At 42.1% G+C, this 21,152-nt stretch carries 19 protein-coding genes and 1 tRNA gene; 2 read left to right on the forward strand and 18 right to left on the reverse strand.

From position 1 onward, the window contains the following. Position 1: 1 nt before the first annotated feature. The 4 genes from ABG082_RS15855 to ABG082_RS15870 all read right to left on the reverse strand — a co-directional run bounded on the left by ABG082_RS15855 (position 2) and on the right by ABG082_RS15870 (position 4,551). Positions 2 to 1,141 (reverse strand): glycosyltransferase family 4 protein, encoded by a 1,140-nt coding sequence (locus ABG082_RS15855; protein ID WP_272511142.1) that lies wholly within the window; start codon positions 1,139 to 1,141, stop codon positions 2 to 4. Then, entirely contained in the window at positions 1,107 to 2,981 is a 1,875-nt protein-coding gene (locus ABG082_RS15860; RefSeq protein WP_348936256.1) for a nucleoside-diphosphate sugar epimerase/dehydratase, read from the reverse strand. Before ABG082_RS15860 ends, ABG082_RS15855 begins: the two co-directional genes overlap by 35 nt. A 165-nt stretch (positions 2,982 to 3,146) precedes the next feature. Then, positions 3,147 to 3,830, reverse strand: coding sequence for a CpsD/CapB family tyrosine-protein kinase (locus ABG082_RS15865; protein WP_008347761.1), 684 nt, complete (start codon positions 3,828 to 3,830; stop codon positions 3,147 to 3,149). Next, on the reverse strand, positions 3,820 to 4,551 hold the full coding sequence (locus ABG082_RS15870; RefSeq protein ID WP_007500132.1) for a Wzz/FepE/Etk N-terminal domain-containing protein: 732 nt from the start codon (positions 4,549 to 4,551) through the stop codon (positions 3,820 to 3,822). The genes ABG082_RS15865 and ABG082_RS15870 overlap by 11 nt, the downstream gene beginning before the upstream one ends. A gap of 257 nt (positions 4,552 to 4,808) precedes the next feature. Between ABG082_RS15870 and ABG082_RS15875 the strand changes: the two genes are divergently transcribed. Then, positions 4,809 to 5,279: a helix-turn-helix domain-containing protein gene (locus tag ABG082_RS15875; protein WP_007500131.1), complete on the forward strand. Its 471-nt coding sequence runs from the start codon at positions 4,809 to 4,811 to the stop codon at positions 5,277 to 5,279. A gap of 88 nt (positions 5,280 to 5,367) precedes the next feature. Here ABG082_RS15875 and ABG082_RS15880 read toward each other — a convergent pair whose 3' ends face one another. The 4 genes from ABG082_RS15880 to ABG082_RS15895 all read right to left on the reverse strand — a co-directional run bounded on the left by ABG082_RS15880 (position 5,368) and on the right by ABG082_RS15895 (position 8,677). After that, entirely contained in the window at positions 5,368 to 5,592 is a 225-nt protein-coding gene (locus ABG082_RS15880; RefSeq protein ID WP_008347764.1) for a phage holin, read from the reverse strand. Positions 5,593 to 5,737: 145 nt separating this feature from the next. Beyond that, complete coding sequence (locus ABG082_RS15885) at positions 5,738 to 6,634, reverse strand: iron-hydroxamate ABC transporter substrate-binding protein (RefSeq protein ID WP_007500130.1); 897 nt, start codon at positions 6,632 to 6,634, stop codon at positions 5,738 to 5,740. A 16-nt stretch (positions 6,635 to 6,650) separates the two neighbouring features. Beyond that, a complete protein-coding gene (locus ABG082_RS15890) occupies positions 6,651 to 7,652 on the reverse strand; it encodes an iron ABC transporter permease (RefSeq protein WP_017359188.1) in 1,002 nt (333 codons plus the stop codon). Further along, entirely contained in the window at positions 7,649 to 8,677 is a 1,029-nt protein-coding gene (locus ABG082_RS15895) for an iron ABC transporter permease (RefSeq protein ID WP_019743879.1), read from the reverse strand. Before ABG082_RS15895 ends, ABG082_RS15890 begins: the two co-directional genes overlap by 4 nt. A gap of 333 nt (positions 8,678 to 9,010) precedes the next feature. On the opposite strand from ABG082_RS15895, the gene ABG082_RS15900 reads away from it, so the two are divergent. Then, complete coding sequence (locus ABG082_RS15900; protein WP_017359186.1) at positions 9,011 to 10,420, forward strand: polysaccharide deacetylase family protein; 1,410 nt, start codon at positions 9,011 to 9,013, stop codon at positions 10,418 to 10,420. A gap of 15 nt (positions 10,421 to 10,435) precedes the next feature. Here the strand turns inward: ABG082_RS15900 and abc-f are convergent, their stop codons facing one another. The 10 genes from abc-f to ABG082_RS15950 form a co-directional block, all read right to left on the reverse strand. Next, positions 10,436 to 11,995, reverse strand: coding sequence for a ribosomal protection-like ABC-F family protein (gene abc-f / locus ABG082_RS15905; RefSeq protein ID WP_348936257.1), 1,560 nt, complete (start codon positions 11,993 to 11,995; stop codon positions 10,436 to 10,438). A 335-nt stretch (positions 11,996 to 12,330) separates the two neighbouring features. Then, positions 12,331 to 13,101, reverse strand: a complete 771-nt coding sequence (locus ABG082_RS15910; protein ID WP_073412768.1) for a dipeptide/oligopeptide/nickel ABC transporter ATP-binding protein — start codon at positions 13,099 to 13,101, stop codon at positions 12,331 to 12,333. Then, the gene (locus ABG082_RS15915) at positions 13,095 to 13,913 is read right to left on the reverse strand and encodes an ABC transporter ATP-binding protein (RefSeq protein WP_272511146.1); all 819 of its coding nucleotides are present in this window, start codon (positions 13,911 to 13,913) and stop codon (positions 13,095 to 13,097) included. The genes ABG082_RS15910 and ABG082_RS15915 overlap by 7 nt, the downstream gene beginning before the upstream one ends. Further along, a complete protein-coding gene (opp1C, locus tag ABG082_RS15920) occupies positions 13,876 to 14,763 on the reverse strand; it encodes a nickel/cobalt ABC transporter permease (RefSeq protein WP_073412772.1) in 888 nt (295 codons plus the stop codon). The genes ABG082_RS15915 and opp1C overlap by 38 nt, the downstream gene beginning before the upstream one ends. A 5-nt stretch (positions 14,764 to 14,768) precedes the next feature. After that, the gene (gene opp1B, locus ABG082_RS15925) at positions 14,769 to 15,698 is read right to left on the reverse strand and encodes a nickel/cobalt ABC transporter permease (protein WP_035701487.1); all 930 of its coding nucleotides are present in this window, start codon (positions 15,696 to 15,698) and stop codon (positions 14,769 to 14,771) included. Positions 15,699 to 15,713: 15 nt separating this feature from the next. Next, positions 15,714 to 17,357: a nickel ABC transporter substrate-binding protein gene (nikA, locus tag ABG082_RS15930; RefSeq protein WP_348936258.1), complete on the reverse strand. Its 1,644-nt coding sequence runs from the start codon at positions 17,355 to 17,357 to the stop codon at positions 15,714 to 15,716. A gap of 289 nt (positions 17,358 to 17,646) precedes the next feature. After that, positions 17,647 to 18,816 (reverse strand): macrolide family glycosyltransferase, encoded by a 1,170-nt coding sequence (locus ABG082_RS15935; RefSeq protein ID WP_348936259.1) that lies wholly within the window; start codon positions 18,814 to 18,816, stop codon positions 17,647 to 17,649. 167 nt (positions 18,817 to 18,983) lie between these two features. Next, the gene (locus ABG082_RS15940; RefSeq protein ID WP_035389469.1) at positions 18,984 to 19,874 is read right to left on the reverse strand and encodes an ABC transporter substrate-binding protein; all 891 of its coding nucleotides are present in this window, start codon (positions 19,872 to 19,874) and stop codon (positions 18,984 to 18,986) included. A gap of 249 nt (positions 19,875 to 20,123) precedes the next feature. Then, a complete protein-coding gene (locus ABG082_RS15945; RefSeq protein WP_073412777.1) occupies positions 20,124 to 20,588 on the reverse strand; it encodes a DinB family protein in 465 nt (154 codons plus the stop codon). A gap of 300 nt (positions 20,589 to 20,888) precedes the next feature. Then, positions 20,889 to 20,964, reverse strand: a tRNA-Arg gene (locus ABG082_RS15950). Positions 20,965 to 21,152 lie beyond the last annotated feature (188 nt).

The raw sequence follows: 21,152 nt of genomic DNA on the forward strand, positions 1-21,152 counted from the left end.
CTCACATCACCTTCTCTGTTTGATCCATATAAGTTGTGTAAATTTCCTCCATTGCACTCATCGTTTGCTCCTGTGCAAATGCGTGAGCCATAGAACGTCCCGCTTTCCCCATCAGATGGAGCTGGTCCCTTTTATGATAGAGCTGCTGCAAATAAACGGCTAAACCATTCACATCATGCGGTTTGACTAAAAAGCCGTTCACTCCATGTTTGACGAGCTCACAATGCCCTCTATTTTCTGTTGCAATCACCGGCTTTTCAGCAGACATCGCTTCAAGAAGATTCATCCCAAGTCCTTCTCTCAAGCTGGTTGATACACATACATCGCTCATATGCATCCAATCTTCGATGTGTTTGCAAAATCCCGCAAACTGTACATGTTCCTCAAGATTCAGCTGACAGACCAGCTTTTCATAGGACGACCGACTTGTCCCTTCTCCAGCAAATACAATTTTCACTTGTGGTATATTCCGATACACCTGCGCGCAAGCTTTGATGAGCATTCCTTGATTTTTATTGTCATTTAATTCACCAGCACACAGCACGATAAAATCTTGCGTGGTAAAACCATATGCTTTGCGAAGGCGGTCTTTTTCTGTGTCATCAACTGGTGCAAACCGCTTCATATCCACACCCATACCGGGAACATAATGCACAGCTGCCTTCTCTTTTGACAGACGATCGGCTCTTTCATAGTCTTCTCCATTAATGGTGATGAGTGCATCTGTATATTGAACGAACCATCTCTCAACTGGATAATAAAGCAGCCAATTTTGAAGCGGTGCCCCCTTCCAAAAGTGAAAGCCATGCGCTGTGTAAAGAACTTTCGTCCCTTTTTTGCGCGCTCCTTTGGCCGCTAGCCTGCCAATGACACTCCCCATCGGTGTGTGACAATGGATGAACTGATAATGCTCTTTTTCTAACAGCTTTTTCAGCTTCACATAAGCAAGCCGGTTGTGCAGATGAAAAGGGGAACGCTGAATCGGAATGGAATGCGCTTGATCCACATACGGCAGCTCCAGCTGACCATTTGCCGCTGTATGCACTTCCCATCCTTGTTCCTGAAACCATCTGAAATACGGGAGATGGAACGCCTTAAAATGATAATCAACCGTTGCGCAAAACAAGACTTTTTTCTTCATTAGCAAGTGGCTCCTCCTCTCGTTGCATCGGTTCAGGCAATACATCATGCGACTCAATGGCGGCAAACAAGGCCTGTCTTAATTGATCGTCACTCATCATATTAAATTCGTGAATAAAGCGGTTCAGCACATACGGATCACCATCCAAGGCATGGCCGATATGGATTTTTGGGAAAATTTGCTCCTGTGCTTTTTCATGCTGGTTGAGTAACTCCTCGTACATTTTCTCTCCGGGACGAATCCCCGTAAATGTGATGGGAATCTGGTCTGTGGTGTAGCCTGAGAGGTGAATGAGGTTTTCTGCGAGGTCGACAATTTTGACTGGCTCCCCCATATCTAAAACAAAAATCTGCCTTCCTTCTGCTAGTGCACCAGCTTGAATAACAAGCCTTGATGCTTCTGGTATCGTCATAAAATATCTTGTCATGGCTGGGTGTGTGACGGTCACTGGCCCGCCTTTTTCAATTTGTTTTTTAAAGATTGGAATGACACTCCCCCTGCTCCCGAGTACATTCCCAAACCGAACGGCGACAAATTTCGTTTCACTGCTTGCCCCCATTTGCATAATCACCATTTCAGCAAACCGCTTTGTGGCTCCCATCACATTGGCAGGGTTGACCGCTTTGTCAGATGAGATGAGGACAAATGTTTCAACTCCGTGCTCATGTGCAGCTTCTGCCACATTTTTTGTCCCGATAATATTGTTTTTCACCGCTTCTTTCGGGCTAATTTCCATGAGCGGGACATGTTTATGCGCGGCGGCATGATAAATCATATCCGGCTGAAAATGACCAACGATTTCACTCATTTTTTGTTTATCTTGAATATCCGCAATTTGTGGATATAGGCTAATGCTGTCTCCATACAATTCTTTCAGCTCTAGTAAAATAGAATGAATGCTAAATTCTCCATGTCCCACAAGCACAATCGCCCGAGGGGAAAATACACAAATTTGACGACAGATTTCTGACCCGATAGACCCGCCAGCTCCTGTCACCATAATCGTTTTTCCTTTTAGGTGAACGGATAGACGGCTTGTATCTAATTGAATCGGCTCTCTTCCAAGCAAATCCTCTGGCTGTACATCCCGCAATTGATTCAGCGCATGGGTTCCTTTTAAAATCTGTTCCATTTCCGGCATAATCTGTGTTTTTATTCCAGTCGCTACACATTCCTTATATAGTCCTTTTAATGTGTGACTGCTTTTGGATGGAATGGCGATAATGATTTTTTGAATATCCATCATCACAACAGCCGTTTGAATATGTTCTTTTCCCCCAAGAACAGGCAGCCCCATAATTTCAAGCTTATGCTTTGTTTTGTCATCATCAATGAAAGCGACCGGCTCAATATGTACATCACTTGACTGCTGAAGCTGACGAACGATAATGGTCCCGGCTGATCCAGCGCCAATGATTAGTGCCCGCTCCTTTTCAACTTGATACCGCTTCGCACCATCATGAAACAGCCTGGATGCCATACGAGATGCACCGATGAATAACACATGGAAAAGCCAGACAATAAATAAAAAGCGAAATGGCCATGTCTGCACAAAAATGTACAGCATCGTCATGGAAAATAAAAATGAACACGCGAAGGTCTTCATTAAAGAAAATAGCTCTCTAACCCCTGTATAGGCCCATACTTGCTTGTACACGTGAAAAATATACGAAAACAAATGGTGCCCGATCAGTAGACTGAGCGAAGAAATGACGAGCATTTCAAATGTATATACGGTTAACGCTGCCTCTTGGACAAATTGAAAGCCAAAAAAGACGGCAACTAAAATGAGATATGAATCTAGTGCCACGATGATTGATAATCTTTGGGCGTAAGTCAACGCTCCTCCCCCTTTTTAAAGCATCACTATTCTTACATAAAATGGGCATCAAACCCGTCCTCACATCCCACTACCGATGACGAGCATCTAAGGCATATGTCATGCCCACAGCAGGATCGAGTGCCTCCGTTGTTAAAGATTAGGAGACATCACCTATCAATCTCTTTAATACATATAGTGCCTTCCCTTTTTCACTTTCTTGCCATTTAGCATCGCTCCAAGCAGTTTCCCTGTCGTACCCTCTAATACTTCTTTTGATTTCTTCACAGCGGCAATCTTCGTTTTACCGCTTAAAACCACAAGAATGCTTCCATCCGTCCGATTCGCTAATATTTTTGCATCGGCTACAGGCAGAAGCGGTGTGGAATCAACAATCACCATGTCATACTGCTGTTCAATCTCGTAAAATAGCTGCTTCATCACAGAGGAGGAAAGCAGCTCAGCGGGATTTGGCGGAATGGTCCCACTCGGAAGCAGCTCTAAATGCTCAATCGGTGTAGGCAAAATGGCTTCCTCCAAACTGCAATTATTTAATAGCACATTGGTCAAACCGGTGTGCGGACTCAGATCAAAATATTCATGAATGGCTGGTTTACGTAAATCAGCATCCATGAGCAAAACCCGTTTTTTCTGCTGTGCAAAAACAGCTGCCAAGTTTGCAGCCGTAAATGATTTTCCTTCCTTCGGCAAGGAGGAGGTGACCAATATCGACTTCAGCCTCGTTTGAATCGACGTGAATTCGATGTTCGTTCGGATCGTTCGGAATTGTTCCGCAATGACAGAGTGAGGATTTAATACAGAAATACAGGATAAATCTCTTTTTTCTCTTTTTTTCCTCTTAAAAATCAATGTTCTGTCCTCCCGTTATGACGGACTGCTTGTCTTTTTTTGCCCTCCTGTCTGCATGCATCTGATAGACACTGCCGAGCGACGGCAATCCGATCTCTTCTCTTATTTGATGTGTTCGTTTCACCGTATCATCGAGTAAATTCATTAAGAAAATGAGTGTCATTCCCCCTAATACAGAGGCGCCTAGTGCCAGAACAATGTGAACGAATTTACGTGAGTTCATCAGTATCGTGTTGGACAGCTTGGCTTCAGACAAAACATTAATGCGATCCATATTCATGGTTTTTTTGATTTCTTCTTGCAATACCTCTGTGGCTGTATTCGCAATGGCTACTGCCTTCGCTCGGTCCTCATCTTGTACAGAAATATTTATGACCTCTGACTCATTTTCTGTACTTGTGGCAATTTTGTGTTTTAATCCTTCAGCCGATTCTGTAAGATTGAGTGTTTCTTTTACTTTTTCAATAACGATTGGACTTTTTAATAGGACTTGAAAGGTACGTGTATATTGAAGGTTCATCTGAATATCGTTTAAATTCGCTTGTGCATCACTGCTTCGTTTATGAACAAGAATTTGAGTGGTTGCCTGATATACAGGAGTCGAGACATAGAACTGATAGTAGGCTGAAATGCCCGTTACGATCAGGACAATCAGGATCAGAAGGGCCATTTTCTCTTTTATGACAGAAAACAGCTGCTTAAAACCTATATTCTCATTCATAGATACCTCCCGATTTCATCATAAAAAGGTTATATATGGTTTCTTTTTGTTAATGATTGGATTATAAAAGATAATACCCGCAAAGAAAAATGTCATAATAGGTCTTATAGTTCTTTTTAAAGAACGAAATCGTTCGTTTTCTTTTGTTTACTTCCTGTTTCTTACGTTTTTGAATTTTATAAAGAACAATTTATTTCTTATAATGAACGAAAAGGTCGCAGAACGATTCGCCGGGGAGAAGGGAGATCATATATCGAATGATTGGAAAGGTGATACGCATTTACCGAAAGAGGAAAGGATACTCAATTCAGCAGTTGGCTGAAGATGCCCATGTCTCTAAATCGTATTTGAGTAAGATTGAGCGTGGTGTCCATCGTAATCCATCTGTCCAGTTTTTAAAAAAGGTATCCTCATCACTAGACATTGATTTACAAGAGCTGTTTGATGCAGAAACGATGATGTTTCATTACGCTGAGGGCGGTGAACAGGAGTGGCGGGATCATATCGTTCATGCCGTCCAATCCGGCATGCCTAAAGAAGAACTGTATCAGCTGCTTCAAACCTACAGAAAGGAGCAGGAAGGAAAGACATTACATGTCCATCATAGAAAGCTGACCGACTCAAATATGTCAGAATGGAAGCGTCTCATGAGTGAAGCAAAGGCCATTGGCTTAACCATCGAGGAAGTGAAAGCGTTTCTTACCAATATGGGAGAACACCGGGCGTAAGCCACTGAGATCAAACCAATTTGCGGGGAGAGGCGCTTGTCGCTTCGATGAAATAGAGCCTTTTTGCATGAAAAGGCTCTGTTTTCTATTATTCTTCTTTTTTCGTTCGTGCTTTTTTCGTAATATCATTGTTCTTCCAATAGGCCCATAGTGATGTGATGCCAAGAAAGGCTAACGTAATGAATTGCTGCACACCTTCTTCATCAATTGGAATTGGGCTTTTCCCTGCAGCGGTGAGAGCGCTGTTCACAAGTGCCAATAAAAGCAGCACAAGCCTCGCAATAGTGCCTGCACTAATTTTTTGAACCTTCAACTGTAACCCCTCCCCTTATCCTTTCATACGGACGACACTGCTCGTTCCCTCTCATATGTATGCAAAAAGCGAATGAATAGAAGAATGAATCAAAAAAAGAGACATCATTCCTAGATGCGGAATGATGCCTTGTTTTATGTGCTGATTATTTAGAGAACATCTTTTTTGCTTCATCCATTGCCATTTTGTTGCCTAGAGCTGAATAATCTAGCCATGGCTGATCGGCAATCGGATACACTTGGTTTTTCTTTACGGCTTTTAGGCCTTTCCAAATCGGCGTCTGCTCTAACTGTTTGAATGCCTGCTGCGCCTTATCATCACGGTTCACGACGACAAAAATAGCATCTGCATCAAAGTCAGGAAGCACTTCTTGAGAAATGACTTCAAATGGACGTTTGCTGTCCAGTTTTTTCACACCATCTACAGGTGTCAGTCCTAAATCATCGTATAAAATTGGCCCCATCGGACGTTTCATACTAAATACTCGAAGCTCTTTTGCTGTTACACGAATTGCCATCACTTTTCCATTTCCAATCTTTTTCTGGATGAGTGATTTGACTTCTTTTGCTTCTTGATTGTAGTCCTTAATATATTGATCGGCTTCTTTTTCTTTATTGACGAGCTTGCCGATTTTTTTCAAATGATCACGCCATGTGCCATCATTTAAATTAAACACTTCGGTTTTGGCAATTTTTTTGTATTTTGATAAGTCTTGTCCAGCTAGTTCTTCATCGACGTAAATGACATCTGGTTTTAAAGCAAGCAATGACTCCATATCAGGATCTGCTGCAATGCCCAGCTTTTTCGTCTGGCTGAGCTGCTTCTTCGCATGTGGAAGGAAATCTTTTAAGTCTCCCCCTACAACAGAGCCAGCAGGTTTTATACCGAGTGCTAATAAATCATTTGTTAAATGAATCGACAAGGACGCAATCTTAGGTGTTCCGTTTTCATCTTGATTTGTTGTCTTCTTTGTTTCCTGTTGACCACAAGCGGCCAGAATCAAGAAACAGAGCGTTAAACCAAACACAAGTACTTTTTTCATGATGAGTTCCTCTTTCTTATTTTGTTTTTGTTAATAAATAGAGAAAATAAGGTGCTCCGATAAAAGCCACAACCACACCCGCTGGGATGGCATTTGGGGCAAATATGGAACGTCCGAGTGTATCAGCACTGACCAAAATCAACAATCCAAGCAAGGCGCTCACTGGTAAAAAATATTGGTGCAGTGAGCCGACAAGACGCCTCGCCAAATGAGGTGCAACAAGGCCAATAAAACCAATTCCGCCTGTCATCGATACACTTGCACTCGCTAGACCAACAGCTAAGGTGAGAAGAAAAAGTCGTTTGCGCTGTACACGTACTCCGACACTTGAGGCGACGGCATCACCTAACGTTAACGCATTGAGTGTGCTGGACTGCATGAGCGTAAGCGGGACAAGACATACGATCCAAGGCAGGAGCGCAAGTACATGAATCCAGTCTCTTCCCCATACATTTCCCACAAGCCACCTTGAAGCGAAGGTGTATGTATCTTCATCCAGTTTCAATGACAAATATAACGTCAATGCACTAAACCCCGCAGCTACGGCAATTCCAACAAGGATCAGCCGGATAGGCACAAGCCCTTCATGCCTGTCGTACGCAAGAAGAACGATGACTGCCGCCGCAAGTAGGCCACCACCAAATGTAAAGAGCGGAATGAGTAAAGATGGATTTCCTTCTAGTACGTGAAAATACGTCACAAAGATGATTAAGCCGAATGCGGCTCCTGCATTCAGACCGATAATCCCAGGATCGGCAAGTGGATTGCGGGATAAACTCTGCAAAATGCCACCTGCGATACCTAGACCTATTCCAGCTAGTATCGTCACGACGATTCGAGGCAGACGATAATCAAACAGCACCGTCTCACTTTGGAAATCTCCAAAGCCAAATAACGTTTTGACGACAACGAGAGGACTGAGTTTCAGCGTGCCGGTATTTAAACTATACAGCACGACAGCCGCACTCAGACAAAGCAAAACGGCTGTCACGACAAGAGCACGCCGTTTCTCTTTCATGACAGGTTCCTCCCTTCTTTTCTGGCAATATATAAGAAGAAAGGAACACCAACAAGTGCCACCATGACGCCAATGGCAAGCTCTCTTGGCGGATTTACTGTCCGGCTGGCAAGATCAGCGAAGACGAGAAGCATTGCGCCTAAAATCGCTGACATCGGAATGACGAAACGATAATTGACCCCAACCAGCTTTCGTGCAATATGCGGAATGACAAGCCCGACAAACCCAATAGACCCAACCGCCGATACAGAAACGCCTGCCAGCAGAACCGCAGCTGCCATACCTAGTATTCGCACTTGCCGGGTTTTCACCCCTAAATTCGCAGCTACATCTTCACCAAGTGATAATAACGAGAGGGATCGTCCTAATAACATCGCCCAAACGATGACAATGAGAATGACTGGAGCAAGGATCATCAGCTGCGGCCATTTGACACCTGCCACACCCCCTGCATACCAAAAAGCCAGATCCTGACTGAGATCAAAGTAAATGGCGATACCCGAGCTTAGCGCATGCAGCAATGCGGCAACAACAGCTCCAGCTACAGTGAGCCGAAGTGGGGTCAGCACGCCGCCAGCCGCCCCAATGGCAAAGATCAGCAGTGTACTGAGAACGGCCCCAAAAAAAGAAAATAACATCAATGCCGAATAAGGCATTCCTGGAAAAAAAGCAAAACAGAGAGCGACTACAAACATCGCACCGCCGTTAATGCCTAATATCCCGGCATCTGCCAGCGGATTTCTTGTAATGCCTTGCATAAGCGCACCTGCCACAGCAAAGGCCGCTCCAACAAGTGCAGCTCCTAGCACACGCGGAAGCCTTAATTCATGAATGATCTGCTGCTCTGTCACATGAGGCTGATAGTCAAACACAGCTGTCCAGACCGTTTGCAAAGACAATGACTTTGCACCGTATGAAACAGCCAAAAACATAGCCGCCAATAAACCAATGACAGCGAGAAAAAACAATAAAAAGAACAAAATAGGTGATGATCGTTTTTGTTGAGATGTTCGCTTATCCGGCAAAATCGGTGTCATCCTTTTCTTCATTAAAAGTCAGTTTGAAAATGAGAATCATAATCATCAAAATTATAGCCGTCAGCCTCTGAAAAATCAATGTGCGGCTCATTTTTTAATTATTGAAGGTATGTGTAGACGGCAAATAAGAGATTTCTTTCCTTCTGCTTTTTCTCGTTCTGAAAGACCTATCATTTTTTACAGTAGTTTAATAGGAAAATAGTTGACATTCCGCATGAAAATCCCCTAAAATTACAAAAGTAAGTCAATTGTTATAAAAATATTACAAACAGATGTCAAAGGAATAAAGAATGACCCGTCATGAGAGGAGAATTGAAAGTTGTGTCAGTAAAGGGAAAATGGAGTATCATCCTATTTGCGCTTGCCATCGTCATTGGAGCAGTTGCATTCTTTCAAAATCAGCAAGCAAGCGGTACAGAGAAGAAAAATGTGAAGCAGGATACGAATTATAAAAATGTTGAAATTGTCACTCTTGTAAATGACGGGAAGTTTATGAGATATGCGGTGAACTATCCACTTTTTCATCAAAAAAAGCTAGATGACAAGATTCAAAGCTATGCGAATTCAGCATTAGAGCATTTCAAAAAGACATTTAGTGAAGCAAAGGACATTGATGAAAACAAACGGTTTGAACTGAATATTGACTATGACATGGTGCACTATGCAAAACAATCTGCGGCCATTTATTTTACGACCTACACATATACAGGTCAGCAAAATGGAACCACTCATCACGTCACAATCAATTTCGATTTTCAGAAAAAAGACTTTCTTGACACAAAAGATTTATTTCAACCCAAAAAGGACTATTTGAAAAAATTATCCTATATTACATACACGGAGCTTAAAAAAGATAAAACCTTGTCTAAGGATCTATCACTCCTTCAAAAAGGAACAGCCCCTACTGATCAAAACTTCAGTCAATTCGCCTTAAAAGAGAAATATATAGAGTTCTATTTCCCAGCTTCTCAAGTAGCCGCAAAGGACTTAGGTCCGCAAACGCTGGCGATCAAAAAGACGCTGCTAAAAGATATCTTGAAGCCGGAATATATGAATAAGACCAAAAATCAGAATGAAATCAAAGAACCGAATCCAAAAAGAAAAGCCGTCAAGCTGCCGCAAAAGCCAAAGCTTGATCCGAATAAAAAAGCCATCGCACTCACATTTGATGACGGTCCAAACCCAGCCACAACTTCAACCATTTTAGCAGCGCTGAAGGAAAATAAAGGACACGCCACCTTTTTCGTATTAGGAAGCAGGGTTCAGTATTATCCTGGAATGCTTGCCGACATTTTAAAGGGCGGAAATGAGATCGGAAACCATTCATATAACCATCCTTTATTAACGAGACTCCCTCTAAAAGAAGCGGTCAAACAAGTAAAAGACACGCAGAAGCTGATTGAAAAGGCCAGCGGTTATACTCCTACGCACTTTAGACCGCCATATGGAGGAACAAATCCCGACATCAATCAAGCGGTTGGCATGAACGTTTCATTGTGGGATGTCGATCCTGAGGACTGGAAAATTCGCAACAGCCAGCAGATCACAAACCATGTTCTCTCACATGCAGCAGATGGCAAAACCGTACTCATGCACGATATTTATGACAGCTCTGCTCGAGCAGCGGTGAAGATCATACATGAACTCACCAAACAAGGCTACCAGCTTGTCACAGTCAGCGAACTTGAACAATTGAAAAAAGAACGAAACGAACAGACCCCTGTGCAGTAAACACAGGGGCTTTTTTTATGACTCTAACGACTTCTTTCTTTTTAACAATGCTTGAAACGTCTCTTCAAGCTCATGAGAAGGCTCGATGCTTAAACGACTGAGCACTTCTGACAGCTGCATATCAATCAGCAGGAGCTCTTCTTCTTTCTTTGTAGCAGCTGGCTTTTCTTCCTTTTGTTTATATTCTTCATAGGTGCCATCAAAGCGTTCAATGGTCCCCTCGTGCACATGAAGAATACGAGTAGCCACCTGCTCAATGAGCCTTCTGTCGTGGGAGACAAACACGACTGTGCCCGGGTAATCTTTTAAAAGTCCTTCAAGCGCTTCTACTGCCGCAAGGTCTAAAAAGTTCGTCGGTTCATCAAGCATCAGAACATTGGCATCACTGACGAGCAGCTTTGCAAGCATCGTCTTCACCCGTTCCCCGCCGCTTAATACGTTCGTCAGCTTATACACATCGTCTCCCCGAAACCCAAGTCTCGCTAAAACGGTGCGAACGATCGTCTCATCTTGAATCGCCTGTTCCAGTGCATTTTGTAAGATCGATTCATCTAGATTCAGTCCTGAAAGATCTTGGCTGAAATAACCAATCTTCACGGCTTCTGAACGAAAAATCCCGGGATGACCGTTTACAAGCATTCGGAGAAATGTCGTTTTACCGCTCCCATTCTTCCCAATGATCGCGACTTTGTCTCCGCCTCTTACTTCTACATTCGCCTTTTTCCAAAGGACTTTATCTCCTGCCATGCCATCTACATGTTCGACACGAAAAATGGTGCGGCTTGCCACTTCCTTCATGGTGTGCTGCGTCATTTGAAGAGACTGGGCTTCCTTTACCTTCTCCACCTTTTCTAATTTTTCCATTCTTGTTTCAATAGATTTAGCTGTTTTTTGAAGCTTTTTTTGCTTGTTTGCATAATAAGGCTTTGCAATTTTAGGACCCGAGGATTTCAGCTTTGGAGATGGCTTTGTCGCTTTGTCGGCTTTTTTCATTTTCTTTTGCAGTGCCTGTTCTAACTGTTTTTTCTTTTGGGTATACGCCTCGTACGCCTCCACGTGCTGGCGATGTTCGAGTTCTTTTTGCCGGGCAAAATCGCTGTAGTTGCCTTTGTATAGTTTGAGCTTCCTATCCTCCAATTCCCAAATGTCTGTACATAACGCATCTAAAAAAGCACGGTCATGCGAGACGACAATCAGAGCACCTTGATGATAACGAAGCTTTTCTTCTAGCCACTCAATATGCTCCGTATCTAAGTGAGTCGTGGGTTCATCGGCTAATAAAAGGGCAGAAGGCCGGCTTAAAGCTCTCTCAATATAAGCTTGAGTCATCTCTCCGCCACTTTGTCTGCCATCTCCTGTCTTTAGTTGAGGAAGCAGCGTACAAGTTGTAGTGTGTGCAAATGTGCCGCTGTCTGGTTTTTCCCTACCCGCCAGTACATGGAGCAATGTCGTTTTCCCACTGCCATTCGTTCCCACAAGGCCGATTCGGTCCCCTTGATGAATGGCCAGCTCCTCTATATCAAATAACAAGCGATCCTTTCTAAATACTTTTAATTGGTGGGCTCTCAGTAACATCCAACCCTCTCCTTTCGTATCAGGAGACATGAAAAAGCCTCCCATTCTCAGAATAGGAGGCAAAATGGTGTACAAAAATAAGCGTATCGATACAGAATGACATGCGGTTCATCAAATGAGCACACATATCCCCCGTATCCATCACTTCAATCTTTGATTCCCAAAGCTGTACCATCCTATTCCGAAGCTAAAAAATGAAAACGCAGCAAACATAGCAACACATATCGTTTGCTCACTGCCTTCGTTCTTTCATTTTGCTTACAGGTCATAGGATTAGTACTTCATTGCATTGGGTCACCCTTCCGTCATTTGTTACGTATACGATAAAAGATTGGTTATTTTTTGTCAAGCTGAAAAGGCATGAGTGAGTCTATTAGCTTGAGCGTAAATGGATGAGTCGCTTCAAACAGCTGGTCACTTTTACATTCTTCCACAAGTTTTCCCTCATGTAAAAAAAGAAGTCGATCACATAAATAAACGGCTGCCTCTAGATCATGGGTAATCATGAGAATGGTCATATCTAACTCTTGCTTTAATGTCTCAAGAAGCTCCAATATTTGAACTTGGACAGAAACGTCAAGTGAGCTAAGGACTTCATCTAAGATGAGAATGGCTGGATTCGTCGATATGGCTCTTGCTATGCATACACGCTGGAGCTGACCGCCGCTTAGCTGATGAGCATATTGATTTAGCAAAGACGATGGAAGTCTTACTTGCTTGAGCAGGGACAACACTTTTTGGTTCACATTCATGTTTCGCTTTATTATTTGCATGGGTTCTGCTATGATCTCTTTCACTGTAAAGGAAGGATGGACAGAAGATAGATAATCCTGAAAAACAACACTCATTTCCCCCCGGTTCATCTTACGCCATGTATGAGCTGGCCATCCATCTATCTTTATCTCTCCGCCGTCTAATGTTTCTAAACCAAGCAGCGTACGTGCTATTGTACTTTTACCACTACCGCTCTCACCGACTAACCCGACACATTCACCTTCTCCAACCTGAAATGAAACCTGAGCTATGCGTGCTATGGATTCCTCTTTATGAAAAAAGCGCCCTTTATCTTCTCCATGTTTAAGTAGTTGATTTGCTGTGATCAGCATGGGAATGCCCTCACTCTCTTCTGCTGCCTCAGTGCTTCAAGGGGTGCCGATAAGCGAAGCCTCGTTTCTAGTAAATGCCTCGTTTGAGGATGCTCAGGTGATGTAAATATCTCTTTTGCATGACGATGCTCAAGCATCTTCCCTTGGTGCATCACCAACAATTCATCAGCGATTGCCTGAACGACGCCTAAATCATGCGAAATGATGATCAAGGCAGCTCCTGTTTCTTCTTTCAGCCTCTGTAATTGTGTGATGACTTCGCGCCGGTTATATGCATCTAATGATGCTGTAGGCTCATCGGCAATGATCACGTCAGGAGAAAGCATGATCGTAATGGCAATCACGACACGTTGAAGCATTCCTCCCGACAGCTCATGAGGATATTTTTTCATTAACATATGCGGATTGTTTAAATGGACACGTTCTAGCCCAGTGATCGCATGTGCTGTCCCTTCTTTTCCACGTAAACCCAAATGCCGCTGGAACGTTTCAAGTATTTGATGACCAATTGTTTCAATTGGATTGAACGCATTCATAGCATCTTGTGGAATGTAGCCAATTCGCTTTCCTCTCCACTGCTGTGAAGTCTGACTTGTCAATTTTTCACCGTCAAACAAAATGCTCCCAATCATCTCTAGCGAAGGAGGGATAAGGCCAATTAATGCTTTTGCAACGGTTGATTTTCCGCTTCCACTTTCTCCAATAACGCCTAAACAACGTTGTCTATGTAATGTAAACGTGATATTTGCCACTAAATCCTTTTGTTGAATCGGATCATGTACGGACAGATTTTTTATCTCGATGAAAGGCAAACCGTCTCCCCCCTTTTTTGTTGGTAAGGTGCATGGCAGGGTTCATGACCTGCTGAAGACTGTCTCCTAAAAAATTCAGTGCCATGACCACAAATAAGATCGCAAGTCCAGGCGGGAGCATGTGAGCCGGGTGCGTCACCATGACATTCTTCGCCTCGTTGAGCATCATGCCCCATTCCGGTGTAGGTGCACTCACACCTAATCCAAGAAAAGACAGAGCAGAAATATTTAAAATGACCCAGCCTGCGTCAAGTGTAGCAAAGACAGCAATCTCTCCTGAGATGCGAGGAAATAGATGTTTTCGAAGGATATAAAAAGGTGAACCCCCAGATACTTTCGCAAACTGAACAGATGGTTCATTCGTATATTGCAGGACTGACGAACGAATCATCCTTGTATACCAAGCCCATTTTGCAAGGACATTGGCCAAAATAATATTGAAAAGCCCAGGTCCCATAATGCCCACAACGGCCAAAATCATCACCTCTGCTGGAAATGACAGCATGACATCACATATTCTCATTAGAGCTCCATCAACTTTCCCTCTAAAAAAACCAGCCATGAGTCCAAGTATCGTGCCAATGAGCATCGTGATACACATTGTCAGCACGGCAGCAAGCATCGTTGTCCGAATACCATATAAGAGCCGCGACAATACGCATCTCCCCAGCTGATCCGTTCCGAGCGGATATGTTAGACTCACACCGGCATATTTTTGAAGAATATTCGTGTCAGTTGGATCATGTGGCGCTAGCACTGGTGCAAACAGCCCAGCTAATGTGACAAGTGCCAAAAACCAAATAGACAGAATGGCTATGCGATCTTTTCTTAATCGATTCCATCCGGGCAAAGTTCTCAGACCTCCTTTCGCAACTGCGGATTCATGATCATTTGTATGACGTCCGCGATAAGGTTGCACACAACGAATAGAATTCCCATCACAAACAAATAGGCTTGAATCATAGGGAAATCGGCGTGAAAAATAGCTGTTACACACAAACGGCCAACCCCTGGCCAAGCAAAGAGATTTTCAATAATGACGGTTCCTGCAATGAGCTTTGGTATTGACATACCGAGTGCTGTTACCGCTAGTTGAAGGGCATGTCTCATCACCTTCAATTGAATGGTTCGTTCCTTTAAACCACGAGCTCTTGCATAAAAAACAAAGGGCTCGTGCTGAAACTTTAGGATTTGATTTCGAATGAGTCTCACATAGGTCGATAAGTAGCCAAACGATAGAGTCATCGCTGGCAAAAGAAGCGATTTAAACCCTTCCATTCCACTCGTGTTGACCCAGTTAAATTTGACTGAAAAAAGCCAGATAAACAAAATGCCCAACCAAAAACTAGGCATGGAAGCTGCAATAAACACAAATGCTCTCACGATTCGATCCAACCATGTATGTGCCGCATATGCACACACCATTCCGAATAACAAACTCAGCACAATAATAAACAAAAGGGACATCCCTGCAAGCTGTAAAGTCGCAGGAAGTGCCTCCATCATCAGGTCAAGTACAGGCTCATGTGTGACATAACTACTGCCAAAATCACCTGTTAATCCGTCTTTAAGCCATGTGACATAGCGTATGAAAAACGGTTGATCTAAGCCTAGCTCTTGACGCATAGATTCAATCATCTCTTCCGTTGGGGTTACTTGGTTCACACGTAAAGCGACCTCAGCTGGATCACTCGCACGCATCGCAAGTAGCACAAACGCAAAAAACGTAATGAATACAATGAGCGGCAAAAGAAGCAATAATCGTTTTATGATATAGCGTGTCATGTCTCAGCCTCCGATTTATGACGAAAAATACATTCGATCAAAGGGAATTTCATACTGAGATACATGAAAATCTACACCTTTGAGGCGCTTATTATAAACGGCCTTTGTCACAGAATAGGAAATAGGGATATACACATTTTCATCATGAATATACGTCAAAATATCTCGGTACATTTGTGCCCTCTTTTGCTCATCCGGCTCCACCAATACTTTCGTAATGGTCTCATCCAGCCACTTTTTCTTTTTCAATCCTAACTGAGCTTGATAATCAGCATGGGATGCAACACGGAATGAAGAGACGTATGTTTGAGGGTCATAAGGAAGTCCCCAAGATAGAGAGTACATAAGATCAAATTTTCCTGTTTTTTGACGATCTAAAAATGCCTGTTTTTCTTCACCTCTAATATCCAGCTTGATTCCAACCTGCTTGAAGTCCTGCTGAATCGATTCACTAATCGTTCTTTCACCTGCATTATCCGAATTATAATAAATGGTCACGCTGAGCGGCTTGTCTTTTTGATAGCGATAGCCGTCTTCTTTTAGCTTCCAGCCTGCCTCATCTAATAATGCCTCTGCTTTCTTTTTTTGATAGGTTTTCTTTTTAAGCGGAATATCTGCGTAAGGGACTGATGGGGCGAGCAGTGTATGTGCCACCTGTTCAGTTTCATTTAAAATCCCTTCTGTAATCATCTCTTTTTGAATGGCATATTGAAATGCTTCTCTTACTTTTGGATCTTGTGTTATTGGTTGATTGGAGTTGATCACAATAGATCTTGATCCAACAGGAGGACTCACGGTTACCCCATATTGACCAGCTTCTTTTAAAGCCTGAAATGAATCTCCGTCGATCATGTCACCATCAGCTCCAAATAAGAGGTCGATCTCCCCTTTTTGCAGAGCGAGTAAAATCGTTTGGTGATCCGGCATGACCTTCCATTTCACTGTTGAAATCTTTGGCTTCTTTCCCCAATAGTGATGATTCACTTCAAAAATGGCATATTGATTTTTCTTATGTTCCTTTAACACATAAGGGCCTGTACCTGCATAACCTTTGACGCCTTTTGATGTGGTGCCATCAATAAAGCTTTTGGGAGAAATAAAACGGAATGGACGTGTTAAACCAAGTTCTTCTAATGTTGGATAATAGGGCTCCTTCAATGTGAGAACAAATGTATGTTCATCTACAGCCTTTGTGGATTTAATTTCTGACACGAGATTGAGCCAAGCATTTTTTTCGATATTTTTGACAACTGCATCAATATTCATTTTGACAGCCTTCGCATTAAATGGCTCACCATCTGAAAAAGTCACGTTTTCTCGAAGATGAAATGTGTAGGTTTTTCCATCTTTAGAAATATCCCAGCTTTGGGCCAGGGCAGGTTGAATGCCTTTTTCCGTATTCACAACAAGCGATTCAAACACCATATTTTGAGCGGCCATCTCCCCGCCATATAGATGGGGATTAATGTCTCTTATATCTTTTGTACTTGCATACACCAGTTCATCATCTTCTCTTCCACTTAAACTGGAAGAAGTCTTATTTTCAGAACAAGATGCCAATAGAAAACAAGCCATGACTGAAAACAGCATCAAGGTATATGTCACAAAGGACTGCTTTTTCTCGTCCTTTTTCTTTATGTAAACAGGTTGATGATTCATATGTACTTCCCCCAAATGTTCATTTTATCGTAATCATTACGATTATTAATCGAAATGATTACGAATTGAATATTAGCATACAGATCTGGGAAATACAATGTCTTTTTTCACCGAAAAAACAGACTCATGATTGAGTCTGTCAGGTTGTTGACAAAGAGCTAAAATGATCTTTATTTTAGCTCTTTGTCTTCTTTTCAGCGTGAAAGAAAACCTTTGCAGTCTAGGAAGGGCGAGCACCAGCGCACAGACCTGCGGGCGAATTCGAGGGTTTGTCTACACGCTGAGAGACTCATGATTGAGTCTGTTTCGCTTGCATAAACTGATCAATGACACGTAATGCTTTTTCTGTGCCACCTGCTGTTTGGAAACTTTCTTCAATCTTTTCAATTCCAGAACGGTACGTGTCACTCCCCAGTACACTCTCTACGGTATCTCTCAGCTGCTTTGCTGTCAGCTGGTCTTTATCGAGTGCACGAGCAGCAGAGAGATCCGTCAGTCTTTTTGCCACCATCGGCTGATCTTTGTCAACCGGAATGACAACCATCGGAACATGATAATGAATACCTTCATTGACACTGTTCATCCCGCCGTGAGTCACAAACACATCTGTCAGTTCAAGGACTTCAAGCTGCGGCACATAAGGCGCGATGAGAAAATGAGATGGCGCTTCTTTTAGGAGAGACATGTCGATTTTTTCACCAGTTGCGAGAATCACTTTTCCATCAAAGTCGGCAAAGGCATCAATACACATATTAAAGAATGCTTCAGTATCTCCAAGAACCGTTCCCAATGAAATAAAGACAACCTTCTCCCGCTCAAGCGCTTCTAATGGGAAATCGTGCTGGTCAGCACGTTTTAGAAAGCTCGGTCCAATGAAGACAAACGAATCATCCAATGCATCAACAGACGGCTGAAAATATTCACTTGTATACACCATATTCAGTTCTCCGCGGTTTTTCATGAATTGCATCAAATGTGTTGGCTGAACGCCAAAACGTTCATGTATTTCTTCTAACAGATGAGCCGCCTTCTCATCTTTTCTGTATAGAGGTGTATCAAAATGTGCCTCTTGCAGCACAAAAGAAGGATTCGAACCGATGCCTGGAATCTGTAAGTAATCCCGCACAAGCTCACCTGCTCCAAACATATCAAAATAGACCAAATCAAATGAATGCTGTTGAGAAAGAGTTTCCACCACTTCTAAAATGTCTAATGACGTTTGTAGCATGGCATGAAAAAATGGCTGCATGGATTCCAAATCGTCTTCTTCCACACTTAATGTCCGAATATAATCTGGATGTATATGTATGTGAGCGCCTAAGCGTTTGATCCGCTTTTGATAATGTTCAGTTGTGACCACATGCACTTCATCACCTCGATCAACAAATGCTCTTATCATTCCTAACATTGGGTTCACATGTCCTTCAGCTGGGAACGTAATCATTAAAACCTTCGCCACAAGAATCCTCTCCTTATTGTCAATTCTCTTCCATGTTAATCTTATACAGTGATCGGGCTCAACAAATACGCCTGAAAAGGGCAGAAATGAGTCTTATGGCTAGTATTTTAAGAGGATAGCAGAAAAAAAGACAAAGCCTCCTGTTTAAGTGCTTTGTCTTTTTTCTATTAATTTTTGATCAGCATTTGTTTAAACGCAGCAGACTGTTTTTCAATTGAGATTGGATCAGCATAGATAAATTCATTGATTGAATAGGATAAAACATGTCCTTGTTTCACTGCTTTATTCTTCTTCCATACACCGCTGCTTGTAATATCAGGATTCGGTGCTTTTCCATCCTTTGTTGGTACAAGTAAATAGTCACCTGTATACTCATTCATCTCTTCTAATGAAATACCGAGATACCCTTCTTTTGGTAGAGCTTTCTCTGCTTTTTCAGGCAAACTGAATCCATACCCTTGATAGATAACCTCTCCTCCACGACCAAAGTCTGTACCAAATAAGTACACCTGCTTAGGCTGCACATCCATAATGGAAAACGTCTTGTCTTCACCAATTTTTGCTTTGACCTCTTTGCCGTCTTTTTTCAGCTGCTCGTCCATTTCTTGTATTTGTTTTTTCGCTAACGATTCTTTTCCAAGAATCTTTCCGATTTCAATATGCATCTCTTTAAAGCTATGTTCACTTGTTGTGAAAGTGATTGTTTTTGCGATCTTTTTATATTTTTCAACTTGATCATTTTGTGAATAAGCAATGATGAGATCAGGCTTCAGTTTGGCGATTGCCTCCACATTTTCTATCGGCACCCTCTTCACACCTGTTTCATCTAAAAAGGATGATTTAGGATAAACATCTGTCATGCCAACAGGTGTCACACCTAACTTTTTAAAATTTCCAAGCTGTGCTGTTAACACAACAATTCGTTTCGGCTTGTCAGGAATGGTGATCTTTTCACCCGTTTCAGTTGTATATGTACGAGTATTTGATTCTTGTTCTTTATTGTCTTTCTGCCCGCAAGCCACCAACAATACTGCCAGCAGACTCATAAGCCAAATCATTTTTTTCACTTACGAAACCACCTTTAATTGAGAATGATTATTAATTATAACATAAACAGTGTGGCTTAGATGTAAAGTTTTAGAAGTGAGCGCCACACAAAAAAACCCTCTTCTGATGGAGAGGGTTCGAGAAACCTTTTTCTATCGTGAACCAGGTCAAATGCACACGCGGAGAATGTATAATCCCCCGACACGATAGGTGTTATTACAGGGTCTTATTAAAGTAAAACACCCTTTAGTTGAAGAACATCATTCAAACATTAAAATTTTGGGGTCTTGATTGTAACAGTGAACAAGCATAGCATGTAATTGTCCCCTATGGTGATAAACATGTGCTAATATCTCTAACAACCATTCATACCTTGTATATGTCACACCCCAATAGGAAGTGGTACGAGACAGTAGTTCTGTGTCCGATAATTTCATATAATTATTTTTTAATGAATGAAAATTAGTCATTAAGCCTTTTTCTATCGACTTTACAGTTTTATATGATACATTAGCATAAAACTTTTCCATCTCTTCTTGGGTCGCCTCATTCGCAATACGCCAGTCAGCTTCACAAATAATCGCAATGTGTTCCAGCAACTCTCCGATAGACTGCTTATGAGGTGTTGGTCTTTTTCGTAAATCAGCTTCTTCTAATTGACTGACTATTTTTATTAATGTTTTAACAGCTACTTCAATTTGATGTAAAACACTTTCACAATTCATTAGTGCCTCCTTATTAATGAATTCTGCCCTTTTCGTTGAACAAGCTTTGAGAATATTGATGCACTGACTTTATACTCCAATAATAGATTAAGTTTACTTGATTGCTATCATAAAGAAAATTTGTCTTTTTAACAATTTTAATCTGTGCTTTTCGATACAAAATGAACTCTCTAATAAATAGTGAAGTTCCTCTCAATTTACTCACACAATACCACTCATAAAAAACAAAAAAACCCTTTATTTCAAAGGGTTTTCAGCTTTTTCACAAATTATAAATCCAATCCTATCGGATACTATAGACGCGCTCGGAGGGATTCGAACCCCCGGCAGACGTGGTACCGGAAACCACCGCTCTATCCAACTGAGCTACGAGCGCACGATATGTTTTTTAAACGTCAGCATATCAAATTATAAGGGAAATGCTGCAAGAAAGCAATGATTAATCGCTATCCCTGTCGATGCATTTTCTTCATTCCCATACATATACTCATATGATGGTTTGAAGTGGAAGAGTTTTGGGGAAAATGGATAGGGGTATTTGATTTTAGGTCAGCATTTTGTTTG

This window comes from Bacillus sp. BS1807G30 (assembly GCF_040047675.1).
GTDB classification, from domain to species: domain Bacteria; phylum Bacillota; class Bacilli; order Bacillales; family Bacillaceae; genus Bacillus; species Bacillus altitudinis.